A 24,269-nucleotide genomic window follows, 5' to 3' on the forward strand; every position below is an offset into this window, starting at 1 on the left:
CATAACGCCGCCTTCCTCGCTCCCGTGATGCAATCCGCCCAGGGAGGTCTGAAACATGTCGCTTGATACCTCAGCACCACAGCGTGCCCACCTGAAAAAATCTCTGACCCTGCTTCCGGTCGTCATGATTGGCCTGGCCTACATGCAGCCGATGACCCTGTTTGATACCTTCGGTATCGTGTCGGGTCTGACCAGCGGTCACGTCGCCACCGCCTACGCCTTCGCGCTGATTGCGATTCTGTTTACCGCCGTAAGCTACGGTAAGCTGGTACGCCGCTTCCCATCTGCGGGCTCCGCTTATACCTACGCTCAGAAGGCGATCAGTCCGCACGTCGGCTTTATGGTCGGCTGGTCATCCCTGCTGGACTACCTGTTCATGCCGATGATCAATATTCTGCTGGCGAAAAACTATTTCGAAGCGCTGGTGCCGGGTATCCCGTCATGGATCTTTGTGGTGCTGCTGGTGACATTTATGACAATGTCTAACCTGCGCGGCATTAAAACGGTGGCCAACTTCAACAGCGTCATTGTGGTGCTGCAGGTTGTGGTGATGATCGGTATTACCGGCATGGTGATTTACGGCGTGGCGCACGGCGAAGGCGCGGGCACGCTCACCAGCTCGCAGCCGTTCTGGTCCGCTGACGCCCATGTGGTGCCGATGATTACCGGCGCGACTATCCTCTGTTTCTCGTTCCTGGGCTTTGACGGCATCAGCTCGCTGTCGGAAGAGACCAAAGACGCGGAGCGCACCATTCCGCGCGCGATTTTCCTGACGGCGCTGATCGGCGGCCTGATCTTTATCGTGGCCTCCTACTTCCTGCAGCTCTACTTCCCGGATATCTCGCGCTTTAAGGATCCCGATTCGTCGCAGCCGGAAATCATGCTCTACGTGGCGGGCCACGTGCTGCAGTTCGGCATCCTGATCTTCTCGGTGGTGACCGTACTGGCGTCAGGTATGGCAGCGCACGCGGGCGTGTCGCGTCTGATGTACGTGATGGGCCGCGATGGCGTTTTCCCGGAGCGTTTCTTCGGCTATATCCATCCGAAATGGCGCACGCCGTCGCTGAACGTGCTGCTGGTTGGCGTGGTAGCGCTGATGGCGATCCGTTTTGACCTGGTGACCGCAACGGCGCTGGTGAACTTCGGCGCGCTGGTGGCGTTTACTTTTGTGAATCTGTCGGTGATCGCGCAGTTCTGGATCCGCGAGAAGCGTAACCGCACGCTGCGCGACCATATCAACTATCTGGTGCTGCCGGTGCTCGGTGCGCTGACGGTGGGCGCGCTGTGGATTAACCTGGAAGAGAGCTCGATGGTGCTGGGCCTGATTTGGGCCGCCGTGGGCATTGTCTATCTCGCGTTTGTTACCCGCAGCTTCCGTAATCCGGTGCCGCAGTACAGCGAAGAAGTGTAATTCGCCTGCGGTGAAAAAGGGTGAGGCGCAGGCCTCACCCTTTTTTTATGCGCGTATTCGCATTTACTCCGCCAGCACCAGCTCCCAGCTGCCTTCGCTCAGCGCGCTGCGCGCGGCGGCGCTGAGCTGCGTATCGGTCACGATGCTGTCGAAACGCGCCAGCGGCAGCGCCAGGAAAGTGGCGATTTTGTTGTACTTCGAGCTGTCGCTCAGCAGCACGCGCTTACTGCTTACCTCGCTCACCGTCTGCTTCACCATGACCTTGTCTTCGTCGGGGGTAAACAGGCCGCGCGGACCCCAGCAGGAGGCGGAAATAAAGGCGATATCGATCGCCAGATGGCGCAGGCTGCGCGCCGCGCTTTCGCCTACGCAGGAGCGGTTATCGCGACACACCGTGCCGCCGGTGTGAATCACCCGACAGCCGCTCGCCTCCATCAGCAGGTTGGTCACCATAAAATCATTGGTCACCACCAGCAGATCGTCGCGCTCCAGCAGCTCGCGCGCCAGCGCCAGCGTGGTGGTGCCCGCATCCAGATAGATACAGCTGTTGCGCGGAATATGCTGGGCGGCGTAGCGGCCTATGGCGTTCTTCTCGGCGTTATAGAGCGTCGTCTTCGTCTGATGCGACGGCTCCGCCGCCAGCCGGTCGGCCGAACGCACGCCGCCCGAGACCGACAGCACCGCGCCTTGCTCCTCCAGCTTCTGCACGTCCCGCCGGATCGTCATATGCGACACGCCGAGCCGTTCTGTCAGTTCGGCAATGCTGACCACGCCGCGCTCGGCGACCAGCGTCAGGATCTGCTGATGACGTTCAATCGGTATCATTCCTGCACTCCTTGCTTATCAATTTTTCACAGTGTAAAGCATTTGCCAGATCGGCTGAATGGAAAAAATTGCCGCCATGCCTGGCTGTATATTTAATAATGCTCTTACATTTCAGAATGATGTGTTGACTGTGAAGAAATGTTCTTAATCAGTCCGCTAAGTGAAAATATGTGACACAAGACACGTTTATCCCCCCACAATCCTGCCAGAATTAACAACATCAAACAAATAATCACTTAAATTAACAACGGAGGCCGACAGTGCCACTCTCAAACGTCTGTGTTATCGGGTTAGGGTCAATGGGGATGGGCGCGGCGACCTCCTGCATTCGCGCCGGGCTGAATACCTGGGGCGTCGATCTCAATCCCGCCGCGCTGGAGATGCTGCGCCAGGCGGGCGCACGCGATGCGCAATCCTCCGCCGACGGCTTTGCTGACCAGCTGGAAGCGGTGCTGCTGCTGGTGGTAAACGCCGCGCAGGTAAAGGGCATCCTGTTCGGCGACAGCGGGCTGGCGGCGAAGCTGAAGCCGGGCACCGTGGTGATGGTCTCGTCGACTATCTCCGCGCAGGACGCGCAGCAGATTGAAGAGCAGCTGGCGCAGCATCAGCTGCTGATGCTCGACGCACCGGTCTCCGGCGGCGCGGCGAAGGCGGCAACCGGCGAGATGACGGTGATGGCGTCCGGCAGCGACGCGGCGTTCGAGCGCCTGCAGCCGGTGCTGGATGCGGTGGCGGCTAAGGTATACCGCGTCGGCAGCGAAATCGGCCTCGGTTCGACGGTTAAAATCATTCACCAGCTGCTGGCGGGCGTGCATATCGCCGTCGGCGCGGAAGCGATGGCGCTGGCGGCGCGCGCCGGCATTCCGCTCGATACCATGTATGACGTGGTAACCAACGCGGCGGGCAACTCCTGGATGTTTGAGAACCGCATGCGTCACGTCGTGGACGGCGACTACAGCCCGAAATCGGCCGTCGATATTTTCGTTAAGGATCTGACGCTGGTGGCGGATACCGCCAAATCGCTGCGCTTCCCGCTGCCGCTCGCCTCCACGGCGCTCAATATGTTTACCGAAGCCAGCAACGCCGGCCATGGCCGTGAAGACGACAGCGCGGTGATCAAGATTTTCAGCGGTATCGAACTGCCGCAGGCAAAGAGGTGAGCATGACGCGTGTAGGCATTATCGCCGACGACTTTACCGGCGCCACCGATATCGCCAGCTTTCTGGTGCAGAACGGCCTCTCTACGATCCAGTTCAACGGCGTGCCGCAACAGCATGACGCGCTGACCGCGCAGGCGATTGTGATCAGCCTGAAGTCGCGATCCTGTCCGGCAGGGCAGGCGGTGGAGCAGTCGCTCGCTGCGCTGCGCTGGCTGCAGGCGCAGGGCTGCGATCGCTTCTACTTCAAATACTGCTCCACCTTTGACAGCACCGAACAGGGCAATATCGGCCCGGTCACCGATGCGCTGCTGGCGGCGCTGGGCGAAACCCAGACGGCGATCTCGCCGGCGCTGCCGGTCAACGGACGCACCGTCTATCTGGGCCATCTGTTCGTCGGCGAGCAGCTGCTGAGCGACTCCGGTATGCGCCATCATCCGGTGACGCCGATGACCGACAGCAACCTGCTGCGCCTGATGGCGCGCCAGTCATCCGGTAAAGCGGGGTTAATTGCCGCGCCGCTGCTGGATCGGGGCGCGCAGGCGGTACGTGAGCAGCTGAACGCATTAAAGGCGCAGGGCGTTAACTACGTGGTGCTGGACGCGCTCAACGAACAGCATCTGCTGACGCAGGGCGAAGCGCTACGTGATATGCGCCTGGTGACCGGCGGCTCTGGCCTGGCAATCGGGCTGGCGCGCCAGTGGGCCGAGGGCGGCAGTGCGGGCGCCGATGCGGAAAACGCAGGCCGTCCGCAGGGCGGGCGTGCCGTGGTGATCTCCGGTTCCTGCTCGCAGATGACCAACCGGCAGGTCAGCGCCTATCGTCAGCTGGCTCCTTCCCATGAGGTCGAGGTGACGCGCTGTCTGGAGAACGCCGAGGCCTACGCTCAGGCGCTGTGCGACTGGGTGGTAGCGCACAGCGACCAGCCGCTGGCGCCGCTGCTCTACGCCACCGCCGATGCGCAGCAGCTGCAAAAAATCCAGCAGCAGTATGGCGCGCAGCGCAGCAGCGAGGCGGTCGAGCAGCTGTTCGCCGCCGTGACGCGCGAACTCAGCGCGCGCGGCTGGCAGCGCTTTATCGTCGCGGGCGGCGAAACCTCTGGCGTGGTGGCGCAGAGCCTTGGCGTCACCGGGTTCCATATCGGCCCGACGATTTCACCGGGCGTGCCCTGGGTGCGGGATATTTATCAACCGCTGTCGCTGGCGCTGAAATCCGGCAATTTCGGCGACGAAGCGTTTTTCCGCCGCGCGCAAACGGAGTTTGCCCATGACTGAACAACAGGCCCGCGAAGAGATAGTGAAGCTGGGCGCCTCTTTTTTCGCCCGCGGCTACGCCACCGGCTCCGCCGGCAATCTTTCCCTGCTGCTGCAAGACGGCAATCTGCTGGCCACGCCGACCGGCTCCTGCCTCGGTGAGCTGGAGGCCGATCGCCTGTCGAAGGTGACGCTGGCCGGCGAGTGGCTCTCCGGCGATAAGCCGTCAAAAGAGATCGCCTTTCACCGCGCGCTCTATATGAAAGATCCCGACTGCAAGGCGGTGGTACACCTGCATAGCCACTACCTGACTGCGCTCTCCTGCCTTGAAGGGCTGGACGCGCAGAACTGCATTCGTCCGTTCACCCCTTACGTGGTGATGCGCGTCGGCGACGTGCCGGTGGTGCCGTACTACAAGCCCGGGGATGAACGCCTGGCGGAAGATCTGTCGCGGCTGGCAGGCCAGTATCGCGCCTTCTTGCTGGCGAACCACGGCCCGGTCGTGGTCGGCAAATCGCTGCGCGAAGCCGCCGACAATACCGAAGAGCTGGAAGAGACCGCCCGACTGATGTTTACCCTGGGCGACCGCGCTATCCGCTATCTCAGCGACAGCGAAGTGGCGGAATTAAGGAGCCGATAATGCCGAAGTTTGCCGCAAACCTCTCAACGCAGTTTAACGAAGTGCCCTTTACCGAACGCTTCGCCGCCGCGGCGCAGGCGGGCTTTGAGGCGGTGGAGTTTCTCTTTCCCTACGACTATCCGGCGGCGCAGCTCAGGCAGCTGCTGGACGAGAACAGCCTGAAGCTGGTGCTGTTCAACACCGCGCCGGGCAACGTCGCGGCGGGCGAGTGGGGCGTGTCGGCCATTCCCGGCCGAGAGGCGGAGGCGCGCGCCGATATCGACCGTGCGCTGGAGTATGCGCTGGCGCTTGCGGTGCCGCAGGTGCACATCATGGCCGCCACGGTGCCGCCGGGCGCCGATCGCGCGGCCTACGCCGACACCTTTGTGCGCAATATGCACTATGCCTCGGAGCGCTTTGCGCCGCACGGCATCAACCTGCTGCTGGAAGCGCTCAATCCGGTCACTAAGCCGGGCTATCTCTATGCCAGCCAGTATCAGACGCTGGAGATGGCGGCGCGCATCGATCGCCCCAATGTCTTTACCCAGCTCGACCTGTTCCACGCGCAGCTGGTGGACGGCAATCTCAGCCACCTGATCCGCGAGAACCTCGGCCGCTATCGCCATATCCAGATCGCCTCCGCGCCGGATCGTCACGAGCCGGATGAGGGCGAAATCAACTATCCCTGGCTGTTTAACCTGCTGGACGAGGTGGGCTATGCGGGCTGGATCGGCTGCGAATATATTCCGCGCGGTAGCACGCTGGACGGCCTCGGATGGTTCGCGCCCTGGGCGAAAAAATCCTGAAGAGGCACTGAACACCCCGGCGTGGCGACGCCGGTTTTAATGCTGCACCTGGGCCAGACATTACCCTACTCATTATTCATATAAAGATAACCCTATCTGAGGTTTACCATGTCCACCGCACTGCTGTTAGCCATTGCCACCGCCAGCATTGTTATCCTGCTGCTGCTGGTCATTAAGGCCAAAGTCCATCCCTTTGTTGCCCTGCTGATCGTCAGCCTGCTGGTCGCCATCGCGACGGGCATTCCGGCTGAAAAGATTATGGAAACCATTATGAGCGGCATGGGCGGCCTGCTCGGCCATATCGCCATTATCATCGTGCTGGGGGCGATGCTCGGCGCGGTGATTGAGGCCTCGGGCGGAGCGGAGTCGCTGGCTCAGCGCTTCAGCAAAAGCCTGGGCATCCGGCGCACCGTCGCGGCGCTAACCATGGCGGCCTTTATTCTCGGCATACCGGTGTTTTTCGAGGTCGGCTTTATTATCGTTATTCCGCTGATTTACGGCTTTACCAAGGTGGCGCGCGTCTCGCCGCTGAAGTTCGGTCTGCCGATGGCGGGCGTGATGCTCACCGTGCACGTGGCGCTGCCGACCCATCCGGGTGCGGCGGCGGCGGCAGGCATTCTGCATACCGACATGGGCTGGCTGATGATGATCGGCCTGGCGATTTCGGTGCCGGTGGGCATTATCGGCTACTACGTCGCGAAAGCGATGAATCGCCGCCAGTACCATCTGTCGGTAGAGGTGCTGGAACAGCTGCAAATGGCGAAGCCGAAAGGCGCGGAGAAGAAGAACGAGCCGGCGCCGCCGGGCGCGCTCACCATCGCCGGGCTGATTGTGGTGCCGATCCTCCTGATTGTGCTCGGCACGCTCTCCCACTCGCTGCTGGCGGCCGACAGCCTGCCAGGTAAAGTGATGACGGTGATCGGCACGCCGCCCATCGCGCTGCTGATTGCGCTGGCGCTGGCCGCCTGGCTGCTGGGCGTGCGTCGCGGCTGGAGCAAGGACAAGCTGGAAGATTTGACCGGCCGCGCCATTCCGGGATCGGCGAGCGTGATCCTGGTGGCGGGCGCAGGCGGCGCCTTCGGCAAAGTACTGGTGGAGTCGGGCGTCGGCAAGGCGCTGGCGCTGACGCTGGAGACGCTGCATCTGCCGCTGGTGCCCGCCGCCTTTATTCTGTCGCTGGCGCTGCGCGCCTCGCAGGGATCGGCCACGGTGGCGATCCTGACCACCAGCGGACTGCTTACCTCCGCGGTAAGCGGCACCAGCGATATGGAGCGGGTGCTGGTGACGCTGGCGGCGTGCTTCGGCGGTCTGGGGCTGTCGCACGTTAATGATGCGGGCTTCTGGGTGGTCACGCGCTATCTGGGGCTGTCGGTCGGCGACGGCCTGAAAACCTGGACGGTGCTGACCACCATCATGGGGCTGAGCGGCTTTGCGCTGACCTGGCTGGTGTGGGCGCTGGTGTAACCGGCATATGACATTTCTCCCCCGGAGGGTGGAGGAGAAAAGGAGAAGAGTGCGCACCAGCGCATCGTTATATCTTTATGAGACCAGTTCCTGCGCGTAGAGATAAAGCGCTTTGAGCTGCGCCATCTTCTCTGCATCCCCTTCATGCAGGCTCGCCAGCGACTCCAGCTCCAGCAAAAATGCCTGCACGCGCTCGGCGTTTAAGGCTTCGCGGCGGTGCTGCAGCCAGCGCTGCTGCTCGGCGTCATCCAGCGTGCCGGGGAAGTTGCGCGCGCGGTAGCGGAACAGCAGCTTCGCCACGCGTGCATCCTGGAAGGCGAGGTCCATCGCTGGCAGGTTGGCGGGCGCGGTCTGACGCAAAATATTCATGCCTGCGCGATCGGCGTCGCTAAAGAAGCCGTCATAGAGCTGCGCGTCGACATCGTCCGGCGCGCTAAAGGGTTCCGCCTCGGCGAACAGGGTGACCACTTTCTCACGCACGTCGGCATGCTGACGCAGCAGCGCCAGATTCGCCAGGCAGGCCTCACGGTCGATTCCCAGACGCGCCGCATCTTCCGGGCGCAGCGTGTTGGCCGGCGCCAGCACCGGGCACTTGTTGATATGCACCAGCTTAATCGGCACCGACGCTTCGTCGTCGGCCAGATCGCTTTTACGCGTGTAGAGCCGCTCGCGCAGCGCATCCGCGTCCAGCTCCAGCAGCGGCGTCATATCGCCTGCCAGATCGGCGACGATCAGCGCGTTGCGGTTGTCCGGATGCCACGCCAGCGGCACGACCCAGCTGGTATTGCCGCGTGCCGCGCCGAACATGCCGGAGACATGCACCAGCGGCTTCATCTGCGGGATGTCGATCAGCGTCATCAGCTTATTTTTATTGCGATGCGTAAACAGGAACTCAAACAGCTTCGGCTGTTTCTCTTTCACCAGCTTCGCCATCGCCAGGGTGGCGTGGACGTCGGACATGGCGTCGTGCGCGTTCTCATGCGCCACGCCGTTGGCTTTGGTGAGGTGCTCCAGCTTAAAGCTGGGAAAGCCGTCCTCATTTTCCGGCCAGACGATACCGTCGGGGCGCAGCGCGTAGCAGGCGCGCATCACATCGAGCAGATCCCAGCGCGAGTTGCCGTTTTGCCAGCTCCAGCCGTAGGGATCGAAGAAGTTGCGGTAGAAGATATTGCGCGTGACTTCGTCATCGAAGCGCACATTGTTGTAGCCCACCACGCAGGTCTGCTCTTCGGTAAAGAGCGCATAGATGCGGGCGGCGAACTCCGCCTCCGATACGCCGCGCGCGCGCGCCACCTGCGGCGTAATGCCGGTAATCATTACCGCTTCCGGCTGCGGCAGATAGTCGTCTGCGGGGCGGCAGTAGAAAATCTGCGGCTCGCCGACAGGGTTAAAATCGCTGTCGGTGCGCAGCGCGGCAAACTGCGCCGGACGATCCAGCGACGGGCTTTTACCGAAGGTTTCATAATCGTGAAACAGAAAAGTGCGTTCAGAGGCGGGCACGAGCATATCCTGTACTGAGAAAACAACGCACAGCATAGTCGCTTGCGTCGCAGGTCACAACCACGCCTGCGCAGCAGGCAGGCTGGTCACACTTTTTTTCAATTTAATCAAACCTGTTTATGCCTTTTGCCGTAAAACGAGCCGCTGTTTTCCCCGTAACCTTGAGGATGAAGTGTTGAAAAGGCGTCTGTTGATCACTGTAACTGGAACTCTCTTTTTGGCTTCGCTGGCCCAGGCCGACGATATGCCATTTCCCCTGACGCCACCGTCGATTGACGCCGCCTCCTGGGTATTGATGGACGCCACCACCGGACAGGTGCTGACCGCCGGCAATCCGGACGAGCGCCGCAACCCCGCCAGCCTCACCAAGCTGATGACCGGCTACGTGGTCGATCGCGCCATTGACGCGAAAAAAATCACCCGCGACGACGTGGTGACGGTCGGTAAAGACGCCTGGGCGGCGGGCAACCCGGTGTTCAAAGGATCTTCGCTGATGTTTATTAAGCCTGGCGACAAGATCACCGTGCGCGACCTCAGCCGCGGCGTCATCATCGACTCCGGCAACGACGCCTGCGTGGCGCTGGCCGACTACGTGGCGGGCAGTCAGCAGAGCTTCGTCAATATGATGAATCAGTACGTACAGAAGCTGGGCCTGACCAATACGCACTTTGAAACCGTGCACGGCCTCGATGCCCCGGGCCAGTTCTCCTCAGCACGGGACATGGCGAAGCTGTCGCGCGCCATTATCAACGGCGAACCCGATTTCTACGCCATGTATAGCGAGAAAACCCTCACCTGGAACGGCATCACGCAGAACAACCGCAACGGGCTGCTGTGGGACAACAATCTGCACGTCGACGGCCTGAAAACCGGCCATACCGAAACGGCGGGCTTCAATATCATCGTCTCTAACGTGGTCGGCCAGCACCGCTTGATCGCGGTCGTGATGGGCGGCAAAAGCGCGAAAGGGCGTGAAGAGCAGGCGCGCAAGCTGCTGGTCTGGGGCCAGAACACCTTCGATACCGTGCAGCTGTTTCACGCGGGCAAGAAAATCGGCACCGAAAACGTCTGGTACGGCGCGCCGCACAGCGTCCCTGTCGGCACCGCCAGCGACGTCTACCTGTCGCTGCCGCGCAGCGAGATCCAGAACGTGAAGGCCAAATATGTGATCAATCGTAAGGAGCTTGAGGCACCGCTGAAGGCCAACGAAACCATCGGCGAGATTCAGGTGATCGATAAGGACAAACAGCTGGCGAGCTATCCGCTGGTCACGCTCTCCGCGGTAGAAAAAGCGGGCATCTTCACGCGTCTTCAGGACTACCTGAAGAAGAAATTCTGACAGCGTAGGCGGCCTCCGTGCCGCCTTTAATCGTTACTTCAGATCGTCCTTCACATCCTTAACGTCGCTGGCTGACACCGGCGCGGCGGCGTTGCCCCAGCTGTTGCGCACATAGGTCAGCACGGCCGCAATCTGCTCGTCATCCAGCACCCCCGCAAAGGCGGGCATAGCGGGCGCGGTCGGCCGCGCATCGGTATCGACGCCGCGGCTGCCCGCGCTGACGACGCGGATCAGCGAGGTGGCATTCGGCTGGTTAATCAGCGGATTGGCAGCCAGCTGCGGGAAAATATTTTTCTCGCCGCGTCCGCCAGGGCTGTGACAGGCGGAGCATTTCGCCTCATAAATCTGCGCGCCGAGCTTCATGCGCTCGTCGCTGGCGGCCAGCGGCTGCGGCACCTCTTCATCATGCGTGTTGCCCTCTTTCAGGAAGGTCGCCACCGCGCGCAGATCCTCATCGCGCCAGTACTGGGTCGAGTGGCGCACCGCGTCGGCCATCGGACCGGAAGCGATGGCGTAGCGGTTCACGCCGGTGCGCAGATAGCTGACGATATCCTCCTGCGTCCACTTGCCCAGCCCGGTATGGGCGTCTGCGCCGAGATTGGGCGCGTACCAGCCCTCAACTTCGCTCCCACTAAGAAAGCGATCGCCTTTGTCGCCGCCGAGAAAGTTCTTCGAGGTGTGACAGGTGCCGCAGTGGCCGAGCCCCTGCACCAGATAGGCGCCGCGATTCCACTCCGCCGACTTTTTCGCGTCGGGTATAAACGTGCCCTTATCGAAGTTAAGCCAGTTCCACGCAATCAGGCTGGTGCGGATATTGAAGGGGAAGGGCAGCTGGTTGGTCTCGACTTCATGATGGATCGGCTGCAGCGTCTGCATCCATGCCCAGAGATCCTGCAGGTCCCGCTCGGACATCTTCGTATAGGCGGTAAACGGCATCGCGCCGTAGAGCCGCTTGCCATTATGACCGATGCCCTCCGTCATGGCGCGGCGGAAGTCGTCATAGCTCCAGTCGCCAATGCCGGTTTCGCGATCCGGCGTGATATTGGCGCCAGCCAGCACGCCAAACGGGGTATTAATCTTGACGCCGCCCGCATAGGGCTGCTTCGCGTCGGTGGTATGGCAGGCGGTGCAGTCGCCGAGGGTGGCGAGGTAGCTGCCGCGCGCATACTGGTCATACTCCGGCTGCGCCTGGGCAGTAACGCTCGCGGCCAGCAGCAGCGCAGCGGAGAGTGCATTCAGCGTTTTCATGCGGTAATCATCTCCCCCGGGCGTTTCAGATACCAGGTGCGAATGGCGTGCGCGGCCTTAAACGCCAGCGCGCCCACGGTGCCGGTCGGGTTATAGCCGGGATTCTGCGGAAAAGCAGAGGCACCCACCACAAACAGGTTCGGCACGTCCCAGACCTGCAGATGCTTGTTGACCGAGCTGGTGCTCGGGTCAGCGCCCATCACAAAGCCGCCAACGACGTGAGAAGACTGATAGGGCACGCTGCTCCAGTGGCCGGTCATCGGCTTAACGATCATTTCGCGCGGGTTCATCGATTTGGCGATCTCCGCCACCTTGCCGGTGCAGTACTGCGCCATCTTCAGATCGTTCTGCGAAAAGTCGAAGGTAATGCGCAGCAACGGACGGCCGTGCGGATCTTTATAGTTGGGATCGAGCGAAAGGTAGTTGGTGCGCGTGGTGTAGCTGCTCGCCTCGCAGCCGATCGACATGGTGCTGAGGTAGTTATCTTTCAGCGCGCGTTTCCATTTCGAGCCCCACTTCGGCGTGCCGGGCGGCAGCGGCCGATAGCCGATAGGCGCAGAGCCGATCGGCGTCACGCGGATACTGCCGCCGCCGAAGAAGCCGAGGCCGCTGTGGTCGAAGTTATCGTTGTTGAACTCATCGATGCCCATGCCGACCGCGCCCGCGCCGATAAAGGGATTGAAGTTTTTATCATCGAAAAACAGCGTCACGTTGTTGGCGGTCTGGTAGGCGTAGTTGCGACCGGTGGTGCCCTTGTTAGTGACCGGATCGTAGGCTTCGCCGATTTGCGACAGCAGCATCAGGCGCACGTTCTCAAAGGTAAAGGCGGCGACAATCACCAGATCGGCGGGCTGTTCCCAGGTATCGCCGGAGGAGTCGACATAGGTGACGCCGGTCGCCTTTTTGCCGCTGGAGTCGGTCAGCACCTCCAGCACTTCGCAGTTGGTACAGGCGGTAAAGTTCTCTTTGCGCATCAGCGCGGGCAGCACGGTGGTGATGGCGCTGGCTTTGGAGTAGTTGGCGCAGCCGTAGTTAGTGCAGAAGCCGCAAAAGGTGCAGGGGCCCATGGTGACGCCGTAGGGATTGGTATAGGCCTCAGAAACCAGCGAAGAGGGCACCGGGAAGGGCTGATAGCCCATCTCTTTCGCCGCCTGCGCGAAGAGCGTCGGGCCATAGGGCTGACGCAGCGGCGGCGTGGGATAGTCGCCGCTGCGCGGGCCTTCGAACGGGTTGCCGCCGGCGCGCTTCTCGCCGTTGAGGTTACCCGCATAGCCGGAGGTGCCCGCCACGCGTTCGAACTGCATATAGTGCGGCTCCATCTCTTCCCAGGTGGTGCCCCAGTCCTGCAGCGTGAGCTCGCCGGGCATCGCGTCGGCGCCGTAGCGCTCGGTGAGGTAGCTCTTCAGCTGAAATTCGTGCGGCTGAAAGCGAAAGGTAATGCCCGCCCAGTGGTTGCCCGCGCCGCCGGTGCCGTTGCCGGGATGAAAGGATCCCCAGGTCCGCATCGGCAGCGCGGTCTGCGACGGGTTATTGCGCATGGTGCAGGTATTCTGTCGCGTGCGCAGCATCAGCTCTTCGCGCATCACATAGCGCAGTTCGTCGGTCACGGTGCCGATATTAAAATCGCGCGCGGTATCGCGCCACGGACCGCGCTCAATGCCGATCACCTCCAGCCCTTCGTCGGCCAGCTCATTGGCAATAATCGAACCCGCCCAGCCAAGGCCAATGACGACGACATCCGTTTTAGGTAATTTTTTCATGGCTTATCCCTGCCTTTCCACTGTGCAATGCTGATGGGTTCGAGATGCAGATCTTCGTTGTGCCGCTCGATATAGGGCCGATAGTCGTAGCGCGCGCCGGGAAAGCCCAGCATTTTCCACGACGCCATATCGCGATTGCCGCCGTAGATAGGATCGGCGAAAAAGCCCTCCATGGTATTGTTCAGCACCTCAATAAACAGCGACTGCGCATCGAAGCCCTCGAAGTGTACTTTGCCCGCTTCCATTGCGGCCAGCAGCGCGTCCTGCTGCGGCGGCGTCAGTTCCTTAAAACGTTTCTGGGAGGTCTGCTGAACGTAGCGGTCGAGTGCGGCCAGGCCCTGGCGGTAGCGCTGCTGCGGCACCAGCGGCGACTGATCCCCCTGCTCGGCGGTGCCTTTCTGGAACGGGCCTTCCATATAAAGGCGCTCGAACGTGCCGTAAAAACCGTGCAGCTGACGATCGATAAACTGCGCGCAGCCCGCCTCTTTACCGCCCACGCTCAGCTCGTCGGCGGGGATCAGGCGATCGACGATGGCTTCAATGGTTTCCGCCTCTTCCTGAGTGAAAAAGAGCCAGCCGGGCGGGGCGAAGGTTTCAGGTGGGTTATCGGAGAAGGGCGTCCAGCCAGGCGAGCCTTTCAGGGAGACGGCGTCGGCCGCGCGGGTAACGGTGGCGGCTACGCCTAGCGTAGACCAGGTCAACACCTGCCGCCGCGTGACGCCCGGCAACGTTTTGGCTCTTTTCTTCATGTCGCTTCCTTCAGTCGTGTTATCAAATAAACGCAAAAAAGAGATAGGGTTATAGGGTTGTTTTTATGGTTTTAGTTGATTGTAAAGCCGGTGTTGATAATTGTAAGAAGGTGTCAAAACTGTATTGAAATGTAGAAGCGGCATTAAGCCTTAGCAACGTCATGGGATAAAATAACGCACTTTATGATCCTTAACCGGAAAGCCAACTTGCGCCCAGATAAGCCCATATCGAATATCGAGTTCTGGTTCTATCGCCACTACCGCAGCGTGCATGGCATACGTATCGCCATCGCCTTTTTACTCACCTTTTTGCTGGTGCGGCTTACCGGTATTCCCGAAGGCACCTGGCCGCTGATCACGCTGGTGGTGGTGATGGGGCCGATCTCTACCTGGGGCAACGTTTTTCCGCGCGCCATTCAGCGTATCTGCGGCACCTTCGCCGGATCGATCTCGGGCCTGATCGCCCTTAAGCTGGAGATGGTGTCGCTGCCGGTGATGCTGGCCTGGTGCGGCATCGTGATGATGGTGTGCGGCTACCTGACGTTAGGCAAGCACCCCTATATGGCGCTGCTGATCGGTATTACTCTCAGCGTGGTGGTCGGCGCGCCAGCGGGCGATTTCACCGTGGCGCTGTGGCGCGGCGGCGACGTAATCCTCGGCTCGCTGCTGGCGCTGCTGTTCAGCGCCATCTGGGCGCAGCGCGCCTATACCCACTGGCGCATACAGCTGTCGGACTCGCTGGCGGAAATTGCCAAAATTTATCACGCCGGGTTTTCCCCCAACCTGATAGAGAAACCGCGCCTGAAAAAGCCGCTGGGCAAGCTACTGACCAGCGTCGTGAAAATGCGCGCGCTGCTGGTACCGGCGAGTAAAGAGACGCGCATTCCCAAATCGGTATTCGAGGCGATTCAGACCATTAACCGTAATATGGTGAACACGGTGGAGATGCAGATCGAAGCCTGGTGGGCCTCGCGCGAAACGCACCTTATCCTGCTCAACGCGCCGACGCTGCGGCGCACCCAGCAGATGACCGAAAAGACGCTGCAGGCGCTGTCGGCGCTGGCGCTGCGCGGCGAGATTGATGAGGTGGTGGCCAACAGCCACGAGCTGACGGAAATCACCCGCGAGCTCAAGCAGCTGATCGCCGATGCGGGCAGCGAGGGGCTGGAAGAGACGCCTATTTATGGCTATGTCTGGCTGAGCCTGGAACTGGCGAAGCAGCTGGAGCGCATGACCGATTTGATCCGCCTCGCGCTGCGCAAATAATCACCAGGGACAATGACTTAATGTGAAAGCCGCATTCTTTGCGCTAAGATAAGCGCCAGTCCGATTTTAGCGGCGACAATTGTCGCCCCGGCTGGCGAACCGCTAAGCTGAAGGTTATGACTCTACCCCCTGCGTAAGCAGGCCCAAAAAAAGGTGCCACCATGGAAAATGCCAAGCAATCATTTCAGGACGTACTGGAGTTTGTGCGTATGTTCCGTCGTAAAAACAAACTGCAGCGTGAAATCACTGATAACGAAAAGAAAATCCGTGATAACCAGAAGCGCGTTCTGCTGCTGGATAACCTGAGCGAATATATTAAACCGGGCATGAGCATTGAGGCGATTCAGGAAATCATCGCCTCGATGCGTTCCGACTACGAAGATCGCGTTGATGAATACATCATCAAAAACGCCGATCTGTCGAAAGAGCGTCGCGACCTGTCGAAAAAACTGAAATCGATGGGCGAGCCGAAAGCGCAGTAACTGGCCGTACAGAAGACAAATTCATCTTCATAGCGTAAAAAAACCGCAGCTTTTAAGTCTGCGGTTTTTTTTTATATGCATTTCGTCACGAATAACGGTACGGATACAGAGAAAATCAGCGTCATTGTCCTGATAATATCCCCTTTGCACCACGCAGCAGACCTTCTGTACTCAGGTCTTCATCAAGATCGGGCCAGTGAATGCCGTAGCCTGCGCCACACAATTCCCATTTTTGACGCTGTTCAGGCGTGCCGGCAGCCAGACGCGGGTACCACGCAACTGGCACGGAGATAGTGCGCCCGTCCATCAGGTCCACAGTCAGACGGTCATCGTCAATATGGACCTTCATGACGCGTATATCATTCTCACTTTGTAAAGTAAGCATCCCAGGCCTCCTGAAGATGATTCTGGTTCTCTTTCACCAGGCGCTGAAGTTCACGTAGCTCATGCGAAGCAAAACCCACACTGCGCGCCATGCTCAAGTCATGCAACCATATTTTAGCCGTTGCACCCTCCTTATCAACGTGGATGTGCGCGGGTTCGTTGGGTTCATGGCTGTAGAAATAGAAGCGGTAAGGGCCAATTCTAAGAACAGTCAGCATGTTTATCTCCCTGACAAACAGTGTGAAAAGAATAGACGCTTTTACTCCACCCTCAGCGCTGCAGCAGCTGGCGCGCGATGCGCTGCAGCTGCTGCGCCAGCGCCTCGGCACCGGGTCCGTCGCCGCCCGGCGCGGCGGTGGTGGCGCGCAGTACCAGCGTCGGCTCCAGCGGTCGGGAGGGCGGCGGCGTATCCTGCAGATGCGCCAGCAGCGTCTCGACACACTGCTCCCCCAGCGCCTGCAGATCCTGACGCACTGTGGTGAGCGGCGGCTGATACCAGGCGCTTTCGGCGGTATCGTCATAGCCGACCACCGATATCTCGCCCGGAATCGCCACCCCGTGCTGATGCAGCGCGCGCATCGCGCCAAGCGCCATCTGATCGTTCGCCACCAGCAGCGCCTGCGGCAGGCGATCGGGCAGCTGTTGCAGCATCGCCTGGTAGCCAGACTGGGCGCTCCAGTCGCCTCGCAGCGTGCAGAAGGGCGTCAGGTGGTGTGACGCCAGCGCCTCGCGCCACGCCGCTTCGCGCAGCTGCGCCGAAATTGCCTGCGCCGGACCGTTTAGCAGGCCAATCTGACGATGCCCCAGCGCGACCAGGTGCTCGACGGCGGCCCGCGCGCCGCGCGCGTTGGAGTACTGACACTGCGCCACCTGCGCCTGGGGTTCGACATCCATAAAAATCACCGGCTTGTCGCCGCACAGCGTCTGGATCTGCTCCGCTTCCGCAGCGGCCAGCGGCAGGTTAATCATCAGCGCATCGACGCGCTGCGCCAGCAGTTCATTGACGGTTTCGGCGGCGCTGTTGTGGCTGCGCATGGCAATCACCAGATGGTAGCCGTCGCGGCTGGCGCGCTGCTGGATCGCCGAGGCGATCTGCGCCGGGGCCATCAGCGCCAGATCGCTGGTGGCGAGCCCGAGCGTGCGCGTCGCTTTGCCTGCCAGCTGCTGCGCCACGCGGTTTGGCACATAGTTGAGCTGCTGCATGGCCGCTTCCACTTTCGCCCGCGTGCGCGGGGAGACCTGCGGCGAATGGTTAAGCACGCGGGAAACGGTCTGGTAGGAGACGCCGGCAAGGCGGGCGACGTCATCAAGAGTGATAGCGCGGGAAGTCATTGATTTCTCCACAGGACAGAGGCGGCCAGTGTAGCAAATTTTTCGTCGCGCAGGCGCCTCTGCGCGCAACCCGAACGGAGGAGCGATGCAGTTTAACCCGGCTGTGACGCTCAATTCCGGCATGGCGTGCATCACTGGCACGCCGCCGCAGGGACTGGGGCCGCTGGCGCGAGTTAACGGCTCTTTAGATAGACCTGCAAATTGACGTTCACCGCGTTGAGCAGCGGCACGCTGACGCCGTTGCGCGCCGCACGTTTCACCAGATCGCCGATCACCTGTTCCGCTTCGATATCGAAGCCCTGGCTCAAATCGCGATACATCGAGGAGGTCATCGGCGTCGCGGGATTGCTCAGCAGCGCGAGGATTTTCGCTGTTACCGCCGGGCGCGGCTGGTAGCCGTCGGCGGTAATGGTCGCCAGCACCTCGCTGAAGATGGTGCGCAGCAGCGCTTCGCCGCCCTCGGCGGTGAGCGCCTGCTGTGTATCGCCGCGCGCCAGACAGCAGACTGCGCCGAGCGTGCTCAGCAGCAGCCACTTCTCCCAGAGCTCGCCGATAATATTGTCGCTGAAAATGGTGTCGACGCTGGCTGCGCGCAGCGCCTCGTCTACGCGCTGTAGCCGCGCGTCGTTATGGCCATCCAGCGCGCCGTAATAGATCTGATGCAGCGGCGTCATCCGCACCACTTCGCCCTGTTCGCCCAGCGTGGCGTTGATTTTTACCAGCCCGCCGATCACCTTATCGCCGAAGCGATCGCGCAGCGTATCGAAATGACGCATGCCGTTGAGGATCGGCATAATCAGCGTCTGTTCGCCCACGGCGGGCGCGATGTCCTCTATCGCCTGGGCCAGGCCAAAACTTTTCACCGTCAGGATAATCAGGTCCCAGGGACCGTGCAGCGATCCCGCCTGCGCCAGCTGCGGCTGCAGCTTCTCCACGCCCTGCGGCATGCGCAGCACCAGGCCGTTTTCACTGAGCTGTTTGAAGCGACGCTCGCGTACCAGAAAGGTGACGTCGCGTCCCGCCTGCGCCAGGCGCGCGCCAAAATATCCGCCGGTCGCCCCGGCGCCTACGATAAGAATACGCATGATTGATTTTTCCTTAGCCGTTGAGGCTCCTACCTTAAAACCTGACGGCAGCGGTTGCCAGCGTCGCGTGGCTCAGCGCCGCGCTATCGCCGCCAGCAGGGCGGGGAGCAGGCCGGGAAAGCGCTGATCCAGGCAGTCGCGGCGCAGCGAAATCAGATTTTCCCGCCCGACGGGCCGCTGCCAGATCACGCCGCTGTCGCGCAGCACGCGCCAGTGATGCGTCATGGTCGATTTGGCGATCTCGCCGCGCAGCGCGTTGCAGCTCTGTTCGCCGTGCTGCGCCAGCGTCTGAAGAACGGCGAGGCGAATCGGATTGCCGAGCGCAAACAGCACGTTCTCCAGTTTGATCTCGTGCGGCTGCGGATGATTTTCCAGCATGGTCTTCCTGTTCTACGATCGATGAATTGCGCAATTATAGCTCAAACTGTTCGTATTCAGTCGTACTTCAGGCGTAAGCTGATTTCCGACGGCGCGCAATCCTGCGCGCCGCGCCACAGGTCAATCGACTAAGGACGCATCATGCCCCGAACTCTTCCCGTTGAGCGTTACCGCAACATCGGCATCTCCGCGCATATCGATGCCGGTAAAACCACCACGACCGAGCGCATCCTGTTTTACACCGGAATGAGCCACAAGCTGGGTGAAGTGCACGATGGCGCCGCAACGACCGACTGGATGGCGCAGGAGCAGGAGCGCGGCATTACCATTACCTCGGCGGCGGTCAGCTGCTTCTGGCCCGGCATGGACGGCAGCTTCGCGCCGCACCGCATCAATATTATCGACACGCCCGGCCACGTCGACTTCACCATTGAAGTCGAGCGGTCGATGCGCGTGCTGGACGGCGCGGTCATGGTTTATGACGCCGTCGGCGGCGTGCAGCCGCAGTCGGAAACGGTATGGCGCCAGGCGAATAAATATCACGTGCCGCGGCTGGCGTTCGTCAACAAAATGGATCGCCAGGGCGCGGATTTCTTCCGCGTGGTGCAGATGATGAAAGATCGCCTCAGCGCCAGTCCGGTGCCAATCGTCATCCCCATCGGCGCGGAGGAGCACTTCAGCGGCGTGGTCGATCTGCTGAAAATGCAGGCGATTTACTGGGACGAGGCGTCGCAGGGCATGACCTTCCGCTACGCGCCGATCCCTGACGCGCTGCTCGACGAGGCGAACGCCTGGCGCGAAAAAATGGTCTCGGCGGCGGCCGAAGCGAGCGATGAGCTGATGGAGGCCTGGCTGGAGAGCGGCGATCTGGCGCATGACCAGATTATCGCCGGCCTGCGCCAGCGCACGCTGCGCAACGAAATCCAGCCGATGCTGTGCGGCAGCGCCTTCAAGAACAAAGGGGTGCAGCGCATGCTGGATGCGGTGGTCGAGCTGATGCCGTCGCCGGCCGATATTCCGGCCATCAAAGGCGTGGATGAAAACGGCAACGAGGCAGAGCGGCATCCGGGCGATGACGAGCCTTTCTCGGCGCTGGCGTTCAAGCTGATGAGCGATCCCTTCGTCGGCCAGCTCACCTTTGTGCGCGTCTACTCCGGCGTGCTGCGCAAGGGGGACAGCGTCTGGAACGCGGTCAAGGGCAAAAAAGAGCGCATCGGCCGCATCGTGCAGATGCACGCCAACGCGCGCCATGAAATTGAGGAGATCCGCGCCGGGGATATCGCCGCCTGCGTCGGGCTGAAAGAGGTCACCACCGGCGAAACGCTGTGCGATCCCAACGCCATTATTACGCTGGAGCGCATGGAGTTCCCGGAGCCGGTCATCTCGCTGTCGATCGAGCCGAAAACCAAAGGCGATCAGGAGAAGATGAGCCTGGCCCTGCAGCGGCTGGCGGCGGAAGATCCCTCGTTCCGGCTGCACACCGACGAAGAGTCCGGACAGGCGATTATCTCCGGCATGGGCGAGCTGCATCTGGAGATTATCGTTGACCGCCTGAAGCGCGAGTTCGGCGTCGAGGCGAATATCGGCCGTCCGCAGGTGACCTACCGCGAAACGCTTCGCAAGGCGGTACGCGACGTCGAGGGCAAATTTGTGCGCCAGTCCGGCGGTAAAGGGCAGTATGGCCACGTGGTGCTGACGCTGGAACCGCTGGCGCCGGGCGGCGGCTTTGTGTTCGAAGACGCCACCAAAGGCGGCGTGGTGCCGCGCGAATATATTCCGTCGGTGGAGAAGGGCATCCGCGAGGCGCTCAATACCGGCGTGGTGGCTGGCTACCCGATTGTGGATCTGAAGGCGACGCTGACCTTCGGCTCCTACCACGACGTCGACTCCTCGGAGATGGCGTTCCGCATGGCGGCTATTCTTGGCTTCCGCGCCGCCGCGAAGCTGGCCGATCCGGTGCTGCTGGAGCCGGTGATGAAGGTAGAGGTCGAAACGCCGGAAGCGTATGCGGGCGGTATTATGGGCGATCTCTCGTCGCGGCGCGGTCAGGTGCAGGGCATGGATGAGCACTTTGGCGGCCGTATTATCCGCGCCGAAGTGCCGCTGGCGGAGATGTTCGGCTACTCCACGGCGCTGCGCTCGCTGACGCAGGGGCGCGCCACCTACAGTATGGAGTTCGCCCACTACGCGCAGGCGCCGCGTCAGGTGGCGGACGCGGTGGTCGCCGCGCGTCACTAAGCTACAGGGCCGTCACGCCGAGCGCGGCGGCCTGCTCCTCCCAGCGCATTATCTCCTGATACGCGGCGCGATCCGGCACGGTAAAACCGGTAATAAAACTGGCGCGCGTCGCCTTCTTCTCGACAAACTGCGTCAGGACATGGCGCAGCCTCGCCAGCGTCTCCTCATCCGTCTGCGCGGACGTAATCAGCGGCGGAGCGGGACAGAGCGGCGTTTCGCCGACGATCGCCAGCCCCGCCAGCTCGTGTGCGGCGTGTCGCCGCAGCAGCGCCCATGTCAAACAGTCAATCGCCGCAATATCCGCTTTCCCGGCGCGCAAATGCGCCAGCGACTGGCGGTGGCTGCCGCTGAAACGGGTCGCGCTAAAAAAGCGGCCCTGCTGCGCCAGCGGCGCAATCAGGTAGCGCAGCGCGTTATAGCCGGAGTGGGAATCGACGCTGTTGGCCACCGCACGGCGGCCGCGAAAATCCACCAGCGCGCTGTTTTCATCTTCTTCGCGCGCCACCAGCCAGCTGCGGTAGCGCGCGCCGCGACAGCCCGGTGCGCTGAGTTCAAATGCGCCAACCAGCTGCACGTCTGGCAGCTGCGTCATCAGCGGATAGCCGCAGGTCTGGCTCAGCACCAGATCGTCGGCGCGCCAGTGCGCCAGCAGATCTTCCGGCCATTCAACATCCGCCCGTAACGGCTGTGCCAGCCTGGCGGTCAGCGCCTGGGTGTGCGGACGATGGATGTCGTACATCGGTAGCGAAAGCCGTTTCATGCGAGAGATCCTGTTGCCAGCCCGGATGGGCGTTAACGTTAACGGGCGTAGTGGTGTAATCCCTGATCCATTCGCCGTAGCCTGCCGCGCGAAAGCCGCGGTTGCGCTGGTGATAATCGTCGCGCCACAGCAGATAGACCCTGCGCAGACCATACCACGGCAGGCCGGGCAGGTCGTGATGCACCGCGTGATAGTTGAGATTAAGAAACAGCAGCCGCCACGCCCAGCCCGCCTCGTTATTGACCGAGCGCGCCAGCGGATCGGCAGCGGCGCGGTGCTCATAGAAAGAGCGCACTTTGGTCAGCATCAGCGCGGGGTAGCTTACCGCCAGCGTAAACCAGAGCGGCGAGAAGCCCAGGCGCGCCATCCAAAGAAACAGACCTGCCAGCAGCGCCAGATGGATCGCCCACATGGCGATTGCGCGCCCGTCAACACGGCAGATCGCCAGCAGCAGCGCCTGAAGCGCCGCGTAAATATCCAGCAGCGGCCCCAGCAGCAGGCGACCGGGAAAGGTATTGCGCAGATGAATCGCCCGGCGCTGCCAGGGCCGCAGCCGTGCCCAGCGCGCCGGTGACAGATACCAGGTTTCGGGATCGTCGTCGGGATCGGTCAGGCTGTGGTTGCGGTGGTGCGCCAGGTGCGAATCGCGGTAAACCCCATATGGGTACCAGACCGCCAGCGGCAGCGTGCCAAACAGCTGGTTCAGGCGTGGAAAGCGCGTCGGATGGCCGTGGATCAGCTCATGCTGCAGCGACAGGTACCAGCTGGTAAACAGGATCAGCACAGCCGTGGCGGGCCACAGGCCCAGTATTTGCCAGTACGCCAGCGTGGCGAACCAGCCGCTGTAGATCGTCGCCATCAGCAGCCAGGTGGGCAGCTCGCTGCGCCACAGCCAGCTTTGTTTCCACTGCCGGATTTGCGCGCGCTGCTGCGCGTGAAGATAGTCGGATGAGCCTCTTGTCATAGCAACCTGCCGCAGGTGACCAAATTCAGCACAACATGCGCGAAGGCGGACAAAAAGAGAAAGATCCTGATTGACTGACTTATGTCGAAAAACTTGATGATGCGGTTGAAAACTATTGGCTATCAGTGTGGAGGCGGCTGACGTAACCTTTGCCCATCGAATCTTATCTCTCACGCAGGGGCAAAACCTGCCCGCGAAAGGAACAGAATGATGAAAAACATTGGCTTCTTATCCTTCGGTCACTGGACACCCTCTTCACAGTCCGCCACCCGCTCCGCGCAGGACGTGCTGCTGCAGTCCATCGATCTGGCGGTCGCCGCTGAAGAGCTGGGCGCGGACGGCGCCTACTTCCGCGTGCACCACTTTGCCCGTCAGCTCAGCTCACCGTTCCCGCTGCTGGCGGCGGTGGGCGCGCGCACCCGCAAAATCGAAATCGGCACCGGCGTGATCGATATGCGCTACGAAAACCCGCTCTATATGGCGGAGGATGCTGGTGCGGCGGACCTGATCGCCAACGGCCGTTTGCAGCTCGGCATTAGCCGCGGCTCGCCGGAGCAGGTGGTGGAAGGCTATCGCTACTTCGGCTATGCGCCGCAGGAGGGCGAAACCGACGCCGATATGGGCCGTCGCCATACAGAAGCCTTTTTAGAGGTGCTGCGCGGCGAAGGTTTCGCCAAACCGAATCCGCAGCCGATGTTCCCGAACCCGCCGGGCCTGCTGCGCCTGGAGCCTTACTCGGAAGGGCTGCGCGAACGCATCTGGTGGGGTTCCGGCTCCAACGCCACCGCCGAGTGGGCGGCAAAAATGGGCATGAACCTGCAAAGCTCAACCCTGAAGGATGACGAAACGGGCGAGCCGTTCCATGTCCAGCAGGCGAAGCAGATCCGCGCCTACCGCGAGGCCTGGAAAGCGGCGGGGCATAAGCGCGAGCCGCGCGTGTCGGTCAGCCGCAGCATTTTTGCGCTGGTGAACGACATGGACCGTGCCTACTTCGGCCGCAGCGGCCAGGATCAGGATTCCGTCGGCTTCCTCGACGAGAAAACGCGCGCCATTTTCGGCCGCAGCTATGCGGCGGAGCCGGAAGCGCTGGTTAAGCAACTGGCGCAGGATGAGGCGATTGCCGAAGCGGACACGCTGCTGCTGACGGTGCCGAACCAGCTCGGCGTCGACTACAACGCGCACGTGATTGAAGCGATTCTGAAATATGTTGCGCCGGAGTTAGGCTGGCGCTAAGCGTGAGAACGGCGGC

23 protein-coding genes are annotated in these 24,269 nt (G+C 61.5%); 11 read left to right on the forward strand and 12 right to left on the reverse strand.

Annotation, left to right across the window (positions count from 1 at the left end):
* Positions 1–55 precede the first annotated feature (55 nt).
* Positions 56–1,411, forward strand: a complete 1,356-nt coding sequence (locus tag ACR6A7_RS01210; RefSeq protein ID WP_434122930.1) for an APC family permease — start codon at positions 56–58, stop codon at positions 1,409–1,411.
* Positions 1,412–1,474: 63 nt separating this feature from the next.
* On the opposite strand, the gene ygbI is transcribed toward ACR6A7_RS01210, so the two are convergent.
* Positions 1,475–2,236 carry a DNA-binding transcriptional repressor YgbI gene (gene ygbI / locus ACR6A7_RS01215; protein ID WP_434122931.1) on the reverse strand — a complete coding sequence of 254 codons (762 nt, stop codon included), beginning with the start codon at positions 2,234–2,236 and terminating at the stop codon, positions 1,475–1,477.
* 260 nt (positions 2,237–2,496) lie between these two features.
* Here ygbI and ltnD point away from each other — a divergent pair, with 260 nt between their 5' ends.
* The 5 genes from ltnD (at position 2,497) to ACR6A7_RS01240 (ending at position 7,535) form a co-directional block, all read left to right on the forward strand.
* Entirely contained in the window at positions 2,497–3,396 is a 900-nt protein-coding gene (gene ltnD, locus ACR6A7_RS01220; protein ID WP_434122932.1) for an L-threonate dehydrogenase, read from the forward strand.
* A gap of 2 nt (positions 3,397–3,398) precedes the next feature.
* Positions 3,399–4,667 (forward strand): 3-oxo-tetronate kinase, encoded by a 1,269-nt coding sequence (gene otnK, locus ACR6A7_RS01225; RefSeq protein ID WP_434122933.1) that lies wholly within the window; start codon positions 3,399–3,401, stop codon positions 4,665–4,667.
* A complete protein-coding gene (gene otnC / locus ACR6A7_RS01230) occupies positions 4,660–5,286 on the forward strand; it encodes a 3-oxo-tetronate 4-phosphate decarboxylase (RefSeq protein ID WP_434122934.1) in 627 nt (208 codons plus the stop codon). Before otnK ends, otnC begins: the two co-directional genes overlap by 8 nt.
* Positions 5,286–6,071 carry an HPr family phosphocarrier protein gene (locus ACR6A7_RS01235; protein ID WP_434122935.1) on the forward strand — a complete coding sequence of 262 codons (786 nt, stop codon included), beginning with the start codon at positions 5,286–5,288 and terminating at the stop codon, positions 6,069–6,071. Before otnC ends, ACR6A7_RS01235 begins: the two co-directional genes overlap by 1 nt.
* Before the next feature lie 108 nt (positions 6,072–6,179).
* Entirely contained in the window at positions 6,180–7,535 is a 1,356-nt protein-coding gene (locus ACR6A7_RS01240; RefSeq protein WP_434122936.1) for a GntP family transporter, read from the forward strand.
* A gap of 75 nt (positions 7,536–7,610) precedes the next feature.
* On the opposite strand, the gene sbcB is transcribed toward ACR6A7_RS01240, so the two are convergent.
* Complete coding sequence (gene sbcB / locus ACR6A7_RS01245) at positions 7,611–9,035, reverse strand: exodeoxyribonuclease I (protein ID WP_434122937.1); 1,425 nt, start codon at positions 9,033–9,035, stop codon at positions 7,611–7,613.
* A gap of 175 nt (positions 9,036–9,210) precedes the next feature.
* On the opposite strand from sbcB, the gene dacD reads away from it, so the two are divergent.
* Positions 9,211–10,374 (forward strand): serine-type D-Ala-D-Ala carboxypeptidase DacD, encoded by a 1,164-nt coding sequence (dacD, locus tag ACR6A7_RS01250; protein ID WP_434122938.1) that lies wholly within the window; start codon positions 9,211–9,213, stop codon positions 10,372–10,374.
* 33 nt (positions 10,375–10,407) lie between these two features.
* Here the strand turns inward: dacD and ACR6A7_RS01255 are convergent, their stop codons facing one another.
* The 3 genes from ACR6A7_RS01255 to ACR6A7_RS01265 are packed head-to-tail and all read right to left on the reverse strand — an operon-like array spanning position 10,408 to position 14,131.
* Positions 10,408–11,622: a c-type cytochrome gene (locus tag ACR6A7_RS01255; protein WP_434122939.1), complete on the reverse strand. Its 1,215-nt coding sequence runs from the start codon at positions 11,620–11,622 to the stop codon at positions 10,408–10,410.
* On the reverse strand, positions 11,619–13,382 hold the full coding sequence (locus tag ACR6A7_RS01260) for a GMC family oxidoreductase (RefSeq protein WP_434122940.1): 1,764 nt from the start codon (positions 13,380–13,382) through the stop codon (positions 11,619–11,621). The genes ACR6A7_RS01255 and ACR6A7_RS01260 overlap by 4 nt, the downstream gene beginning before the upstream one ends.
* Complete coding sequence (locus tag ACR6A7_RS01265) at positions 13,379–14,131, reverse strand: gluconate 2-dehydrogenase subunit 3 family protein (protein ID WP_434122941.1); 753 nt, start codon at positions 14,129–14,131, stop codon at positions 13,379–13,381. Before ACR6A7_RS01265 ends, ACR6A7_RS01260 begins: the two co-directional genes overlap by 4 nt.
* 207 nt (positions 14,132–14,338) lie before the next feature.
* Between ACR6A7_RS01265 and ACR6A7_RS01270 the strand changes: the two genes are divergently transcribed.
* Positions 14,339–15,397: an FUSC family protein gene (locus ACR6A7_RS01270; protein WP_434122942.1), complete on the forward strand. Its 1,059-nt coding sequence runs from the start codon at positions 14,339–14,341 to the stop codon at positions 15,395–15,397.
* Positions 15,398–15,558: 161 nt separating this feature from the next.
* Entirely contained in the window at positions 15,559–15,879 is a 321-nt protein-coding gene (gene tmaR / locus ACR6A7_RS01275; RefSeq protein WP_033791495.1) for a PTS system regulator TmaR, read from the forward strand.
* Positions 15,880–16,000: 121 nt separating this feature from the next.
* Here the strand turns inward: tmaR and ACR6A7_RS01280 are convergent, their stop codons facing one another.
* The 5 genes from ACR6A7_RS01280 to ACR6A7_RS01300 all read right to left on the reverse strand — a co-directional run bounded on the left by ACR6A7_RS01280 (position 16,001) and on the right by ACR6A7_RS01300 (position 19,058).
* Positions 16,001–16,264: a DUF2442 domain-containing protein gene (locus ACR6A7_RS01280; protein ID WP_434122943.1), complete on the reverse strand. Its 264-nt coding sequence runs from the start codon at positions 16,262–16,264 to the stop codon at positions 16,001–16,003.
* On the reverse strand, positions 16,245–16,481 hold the full coding sequence (locus ACR6A7_RS01285) for a DUF4160 domain-containing protein (RefSeq protein WP_434122944.1): 237 nt from the start codon (positions 16,479–16,481) through the stop codon (positions 16,245–16,247). The genes ACR6A7_RS01280 and ACR6A7_RS01285 overlap by 20 nt, the downstream gene beginning before the upstream one ends.
* A 52-nt stretch (positions 16,482–16,533) precedes the next feature.
* A complete protein-coding gene (locus ACR6A7_RS01290; RefSeq protein ID WP_434122945.1) occupies positions 16,534–17,595 on the reverse strand; it encodes a LacI family DNA-binding transcriptional regulator in 1,062 nt (353 codons plus the stop codon).
* Between the two features lie 173 nt (positions 17,596–17,768).
* The gene (locus ACR6A7_RS01295) at positions 17,769–18,680 is read right to left on the reverse strand and encodes a ketopantoate reductase family protein (RefSeq protein WP_434122946.1); all 912 of its coding nucleotides are present in this window, start codon (positions 18,678–18,680) and stop codon (positions 17,769–17,771) included.
* Positions 18,681–18,752: 72 nt separating this feature from the next.
* On the reverse strand, positions 18,753–19,058 hold the full coding sequence (locus tag ACR6A7_RS01300) for an ArsR/SmtB family transcription factor (RefSeq protein ID WP_434122947.1): 306 nt from the start codon (positions 19,056–19,058) through the stop codon (positions 18,753–18,755).
* A 141-nt stretch (positions 19,059–19,199) separates the two neighbouring features.
* Here ACR6A7_RS01300 and fusA point away from each other — a divergent pair, with 141 nt between their 5' ends.
* Positions 19,200–21,296: an elongation factor G gene (gene fusA, locus ACR6A7_RS01305; protein WP_434122949.1), complete on the forward strand. Its 2,097-nt coding sequence runs from the start codon at positions 19,200–19,202 to the stop codon at positions 21,294–21,296.
* 1 nt (position 21,297) lies between these two features.
* On the opposite strand, the gene ACR6A7_RS01310 is transcribed toward fusA, so the two are convergent.
* Both ACR6A7_RS01310 and ACR6A7_RS01315 read right to left on the reverse strand, forming a co-directional pair.
* A complete protein-coding gene (locus ACR6A7_RS01310; RefSeq protein ID WP_434122951.1) occupies positions 21,298–22,056 on the reverse strand; it encodes a phosphate/phosphite/phosphonate ABC transporter substrate-binding protein in 759 nt (252 codons plus the stop codon).
* On the reverse strand, positions 21,962–23,020 hold the full coding sequence (locus ACR6A7_RS01315) for a fatty acid desaturase (RefSeq protein ID WP_434122952.1): 1,059 nt from the start codon (positions 23,018–23,020) through the stop codon (positions 21,962–21,964). The genes ACR6A7_RS01310 and ACR6A7_RS01315 overlap by 95 nt, the downstream gene beginning before the upstream one ends.
* A gap of 210 nt (positions 23,021–23,230) precedes the next feature.
* On the opposite strand from ACR6A7_RS01315, the gene ACR6A7_RS01320 reads away from it, so the two are divergent.
* A complete protein-coding gene (locus ACR6A7_RS01320; protein ID WP_434123321.1) occupies positions 23,231–24,253 on the forward strand; it encodes an LLM class flavin-dependent oxidoreductase in 1,023 nt (340 codons plus the stop codon).
* Positions 24,254–24,269 lie beyond the last annotated feature (16 nt).

It is taken from the genome of Pantoea phyllosphaerae (assembly GCF_051025595.1).
GTDB lineage: Bacteria > Pseudomonadota > Gammaproteobacteria > Enterobacterales > Enterobacteriaceae > Pantoea.

Bases quoted from the DNA above. Each gene is read 5' to 3' on its own strand.
- ACR6A7_RS01210 (WP_434122930.1), top strand. From the start codon at position 56: ATGTCGCTTGATACCTCAGCACCACAGCGTGCCCACCTGAAAAAATCT.
- ygbI (WP_434122931.1), bottom strand. From the start codon at position 2,236: ATGATACCGATTGAACGTCATCAGCAGATCCTGACGCTGGTCGCCGAG.
- otnK (WP_434122933.1), top strand. From the start codon at position 3,399: ATGACGCGTGTAGGCATTATCGCCGACGACTTTACCGGCGCCACCGAT.
- otnC (WP_434122934.1), top strand. From the start codon at position 4,660: ATGACTGAACAACAGGCCCGCGAAGAGATAGTGAAGCTGGGCGCCTCT.
- ACR6A7_RS01235 (WP_434122935.1), top strand. From the start codon at position 5,286: ATGCCGAAGTTTGCCGCAAACCTCTCAACGCAGTTTAACGAAGTGCCC.
- ACR6A7_RS01240 (WP_434122936.1), top strand. From the start codon at position 6,180: ATGTCCACCGCACTGCTGTTAGCCATTGCCACCGCCAGCATTGTTATC.
- ACR6A7_RS01255 (WP_434122939.1), bottom strand. From the start codon at position 11,622: ATGAAAACGCTGAATGCACTCTCCGCTGCGCTGCTGCTGGCCGCGAGC.
- ACR6A7_RS01260 (WP_434122940.1), bottom strand. From the start codon at position 13,382: ATGAAAAAATTACCTAAAACGGATGTCGTCGTCATTGGCCTTGGCTGG.
- ACR6A7_RS01265 (WP_434122941.1), bottom strand. From the start codon at position 14,131: ATGAAGAAAAGAGCCAAAACGTTGCCGGGCGTCACGCGGCGGCAGGTG.
- tmaR (WP_033791495.1), top strand. From the start codon at position 15,559: ATGGAAAATGCCAAGCAATCATTTCAGGACGTACTGGAGTTTGTGCGT.
- ACR6A7_RS01280 (WP_434122943.1), bottom strand. From the start codon at position 16,264: ATGCTTACTTTACAAAGTGAGAATGATATACGCGTCATGAAGGTCCAT.
- ACR6A7_RS01285 (WP_434122944.1), bottom strand. From the start codon at position 16,481: ATGCTGACTGTTCTTAGAATTGGCCCTTACCGCTTCTATTTCTACAGC.
- ACR6A7_RS01290 (WP_434122945.1), bottom strand. From the start codon at position 17,595: ATGACTTCCCGCGCTATCACTCTTGATGACGTCGCCCGCCTTGCCGGC.
- ACR6A7_RS01295 (WP_434122946.1), bottom strand. From the start codon at position 18,680: ATGCGTATTCTTATCGTAGGCGCCGGGGCGACCGGCGGATATTTTGGC.
- ACR6A7_RS01300 (WP_434122947.1), bottom strand. From the start codon at position 19,058: ATGCTGGAAAATCATCCGCAGCCGCACGAGATCAAACTGGAGAACGTG.
- fusA (WP_434122949.1), top strand. From the start codon at position 19,200: ATGCCCCGAACTCTTCCCGTTGAGCGTTACCGCAACATCGGCATCTCC.
- ACR6A7_RS01310 (WP_434122951.1), bottom strand. From the start codon at position 22,056: ATGAAACGGCTTTCGCTACCGATGTACGACATCCATCGTCCGCACACC.
- ACR6A7_RS01315 (WP_434122952.1), bottom strand. From the start codon at position 23,020: ATGACAAGAGGCTCATCCGACTATCTTCACGCGCAGCAGCGCGCGCAA.
- ACR6A7_RS01320 (WP_434123321.1), top strand. From the start codon at position 23,231: ATGAAAAACATTGGCTTCTTATCCTTCGGTCACTGGACACCCTCTTCA.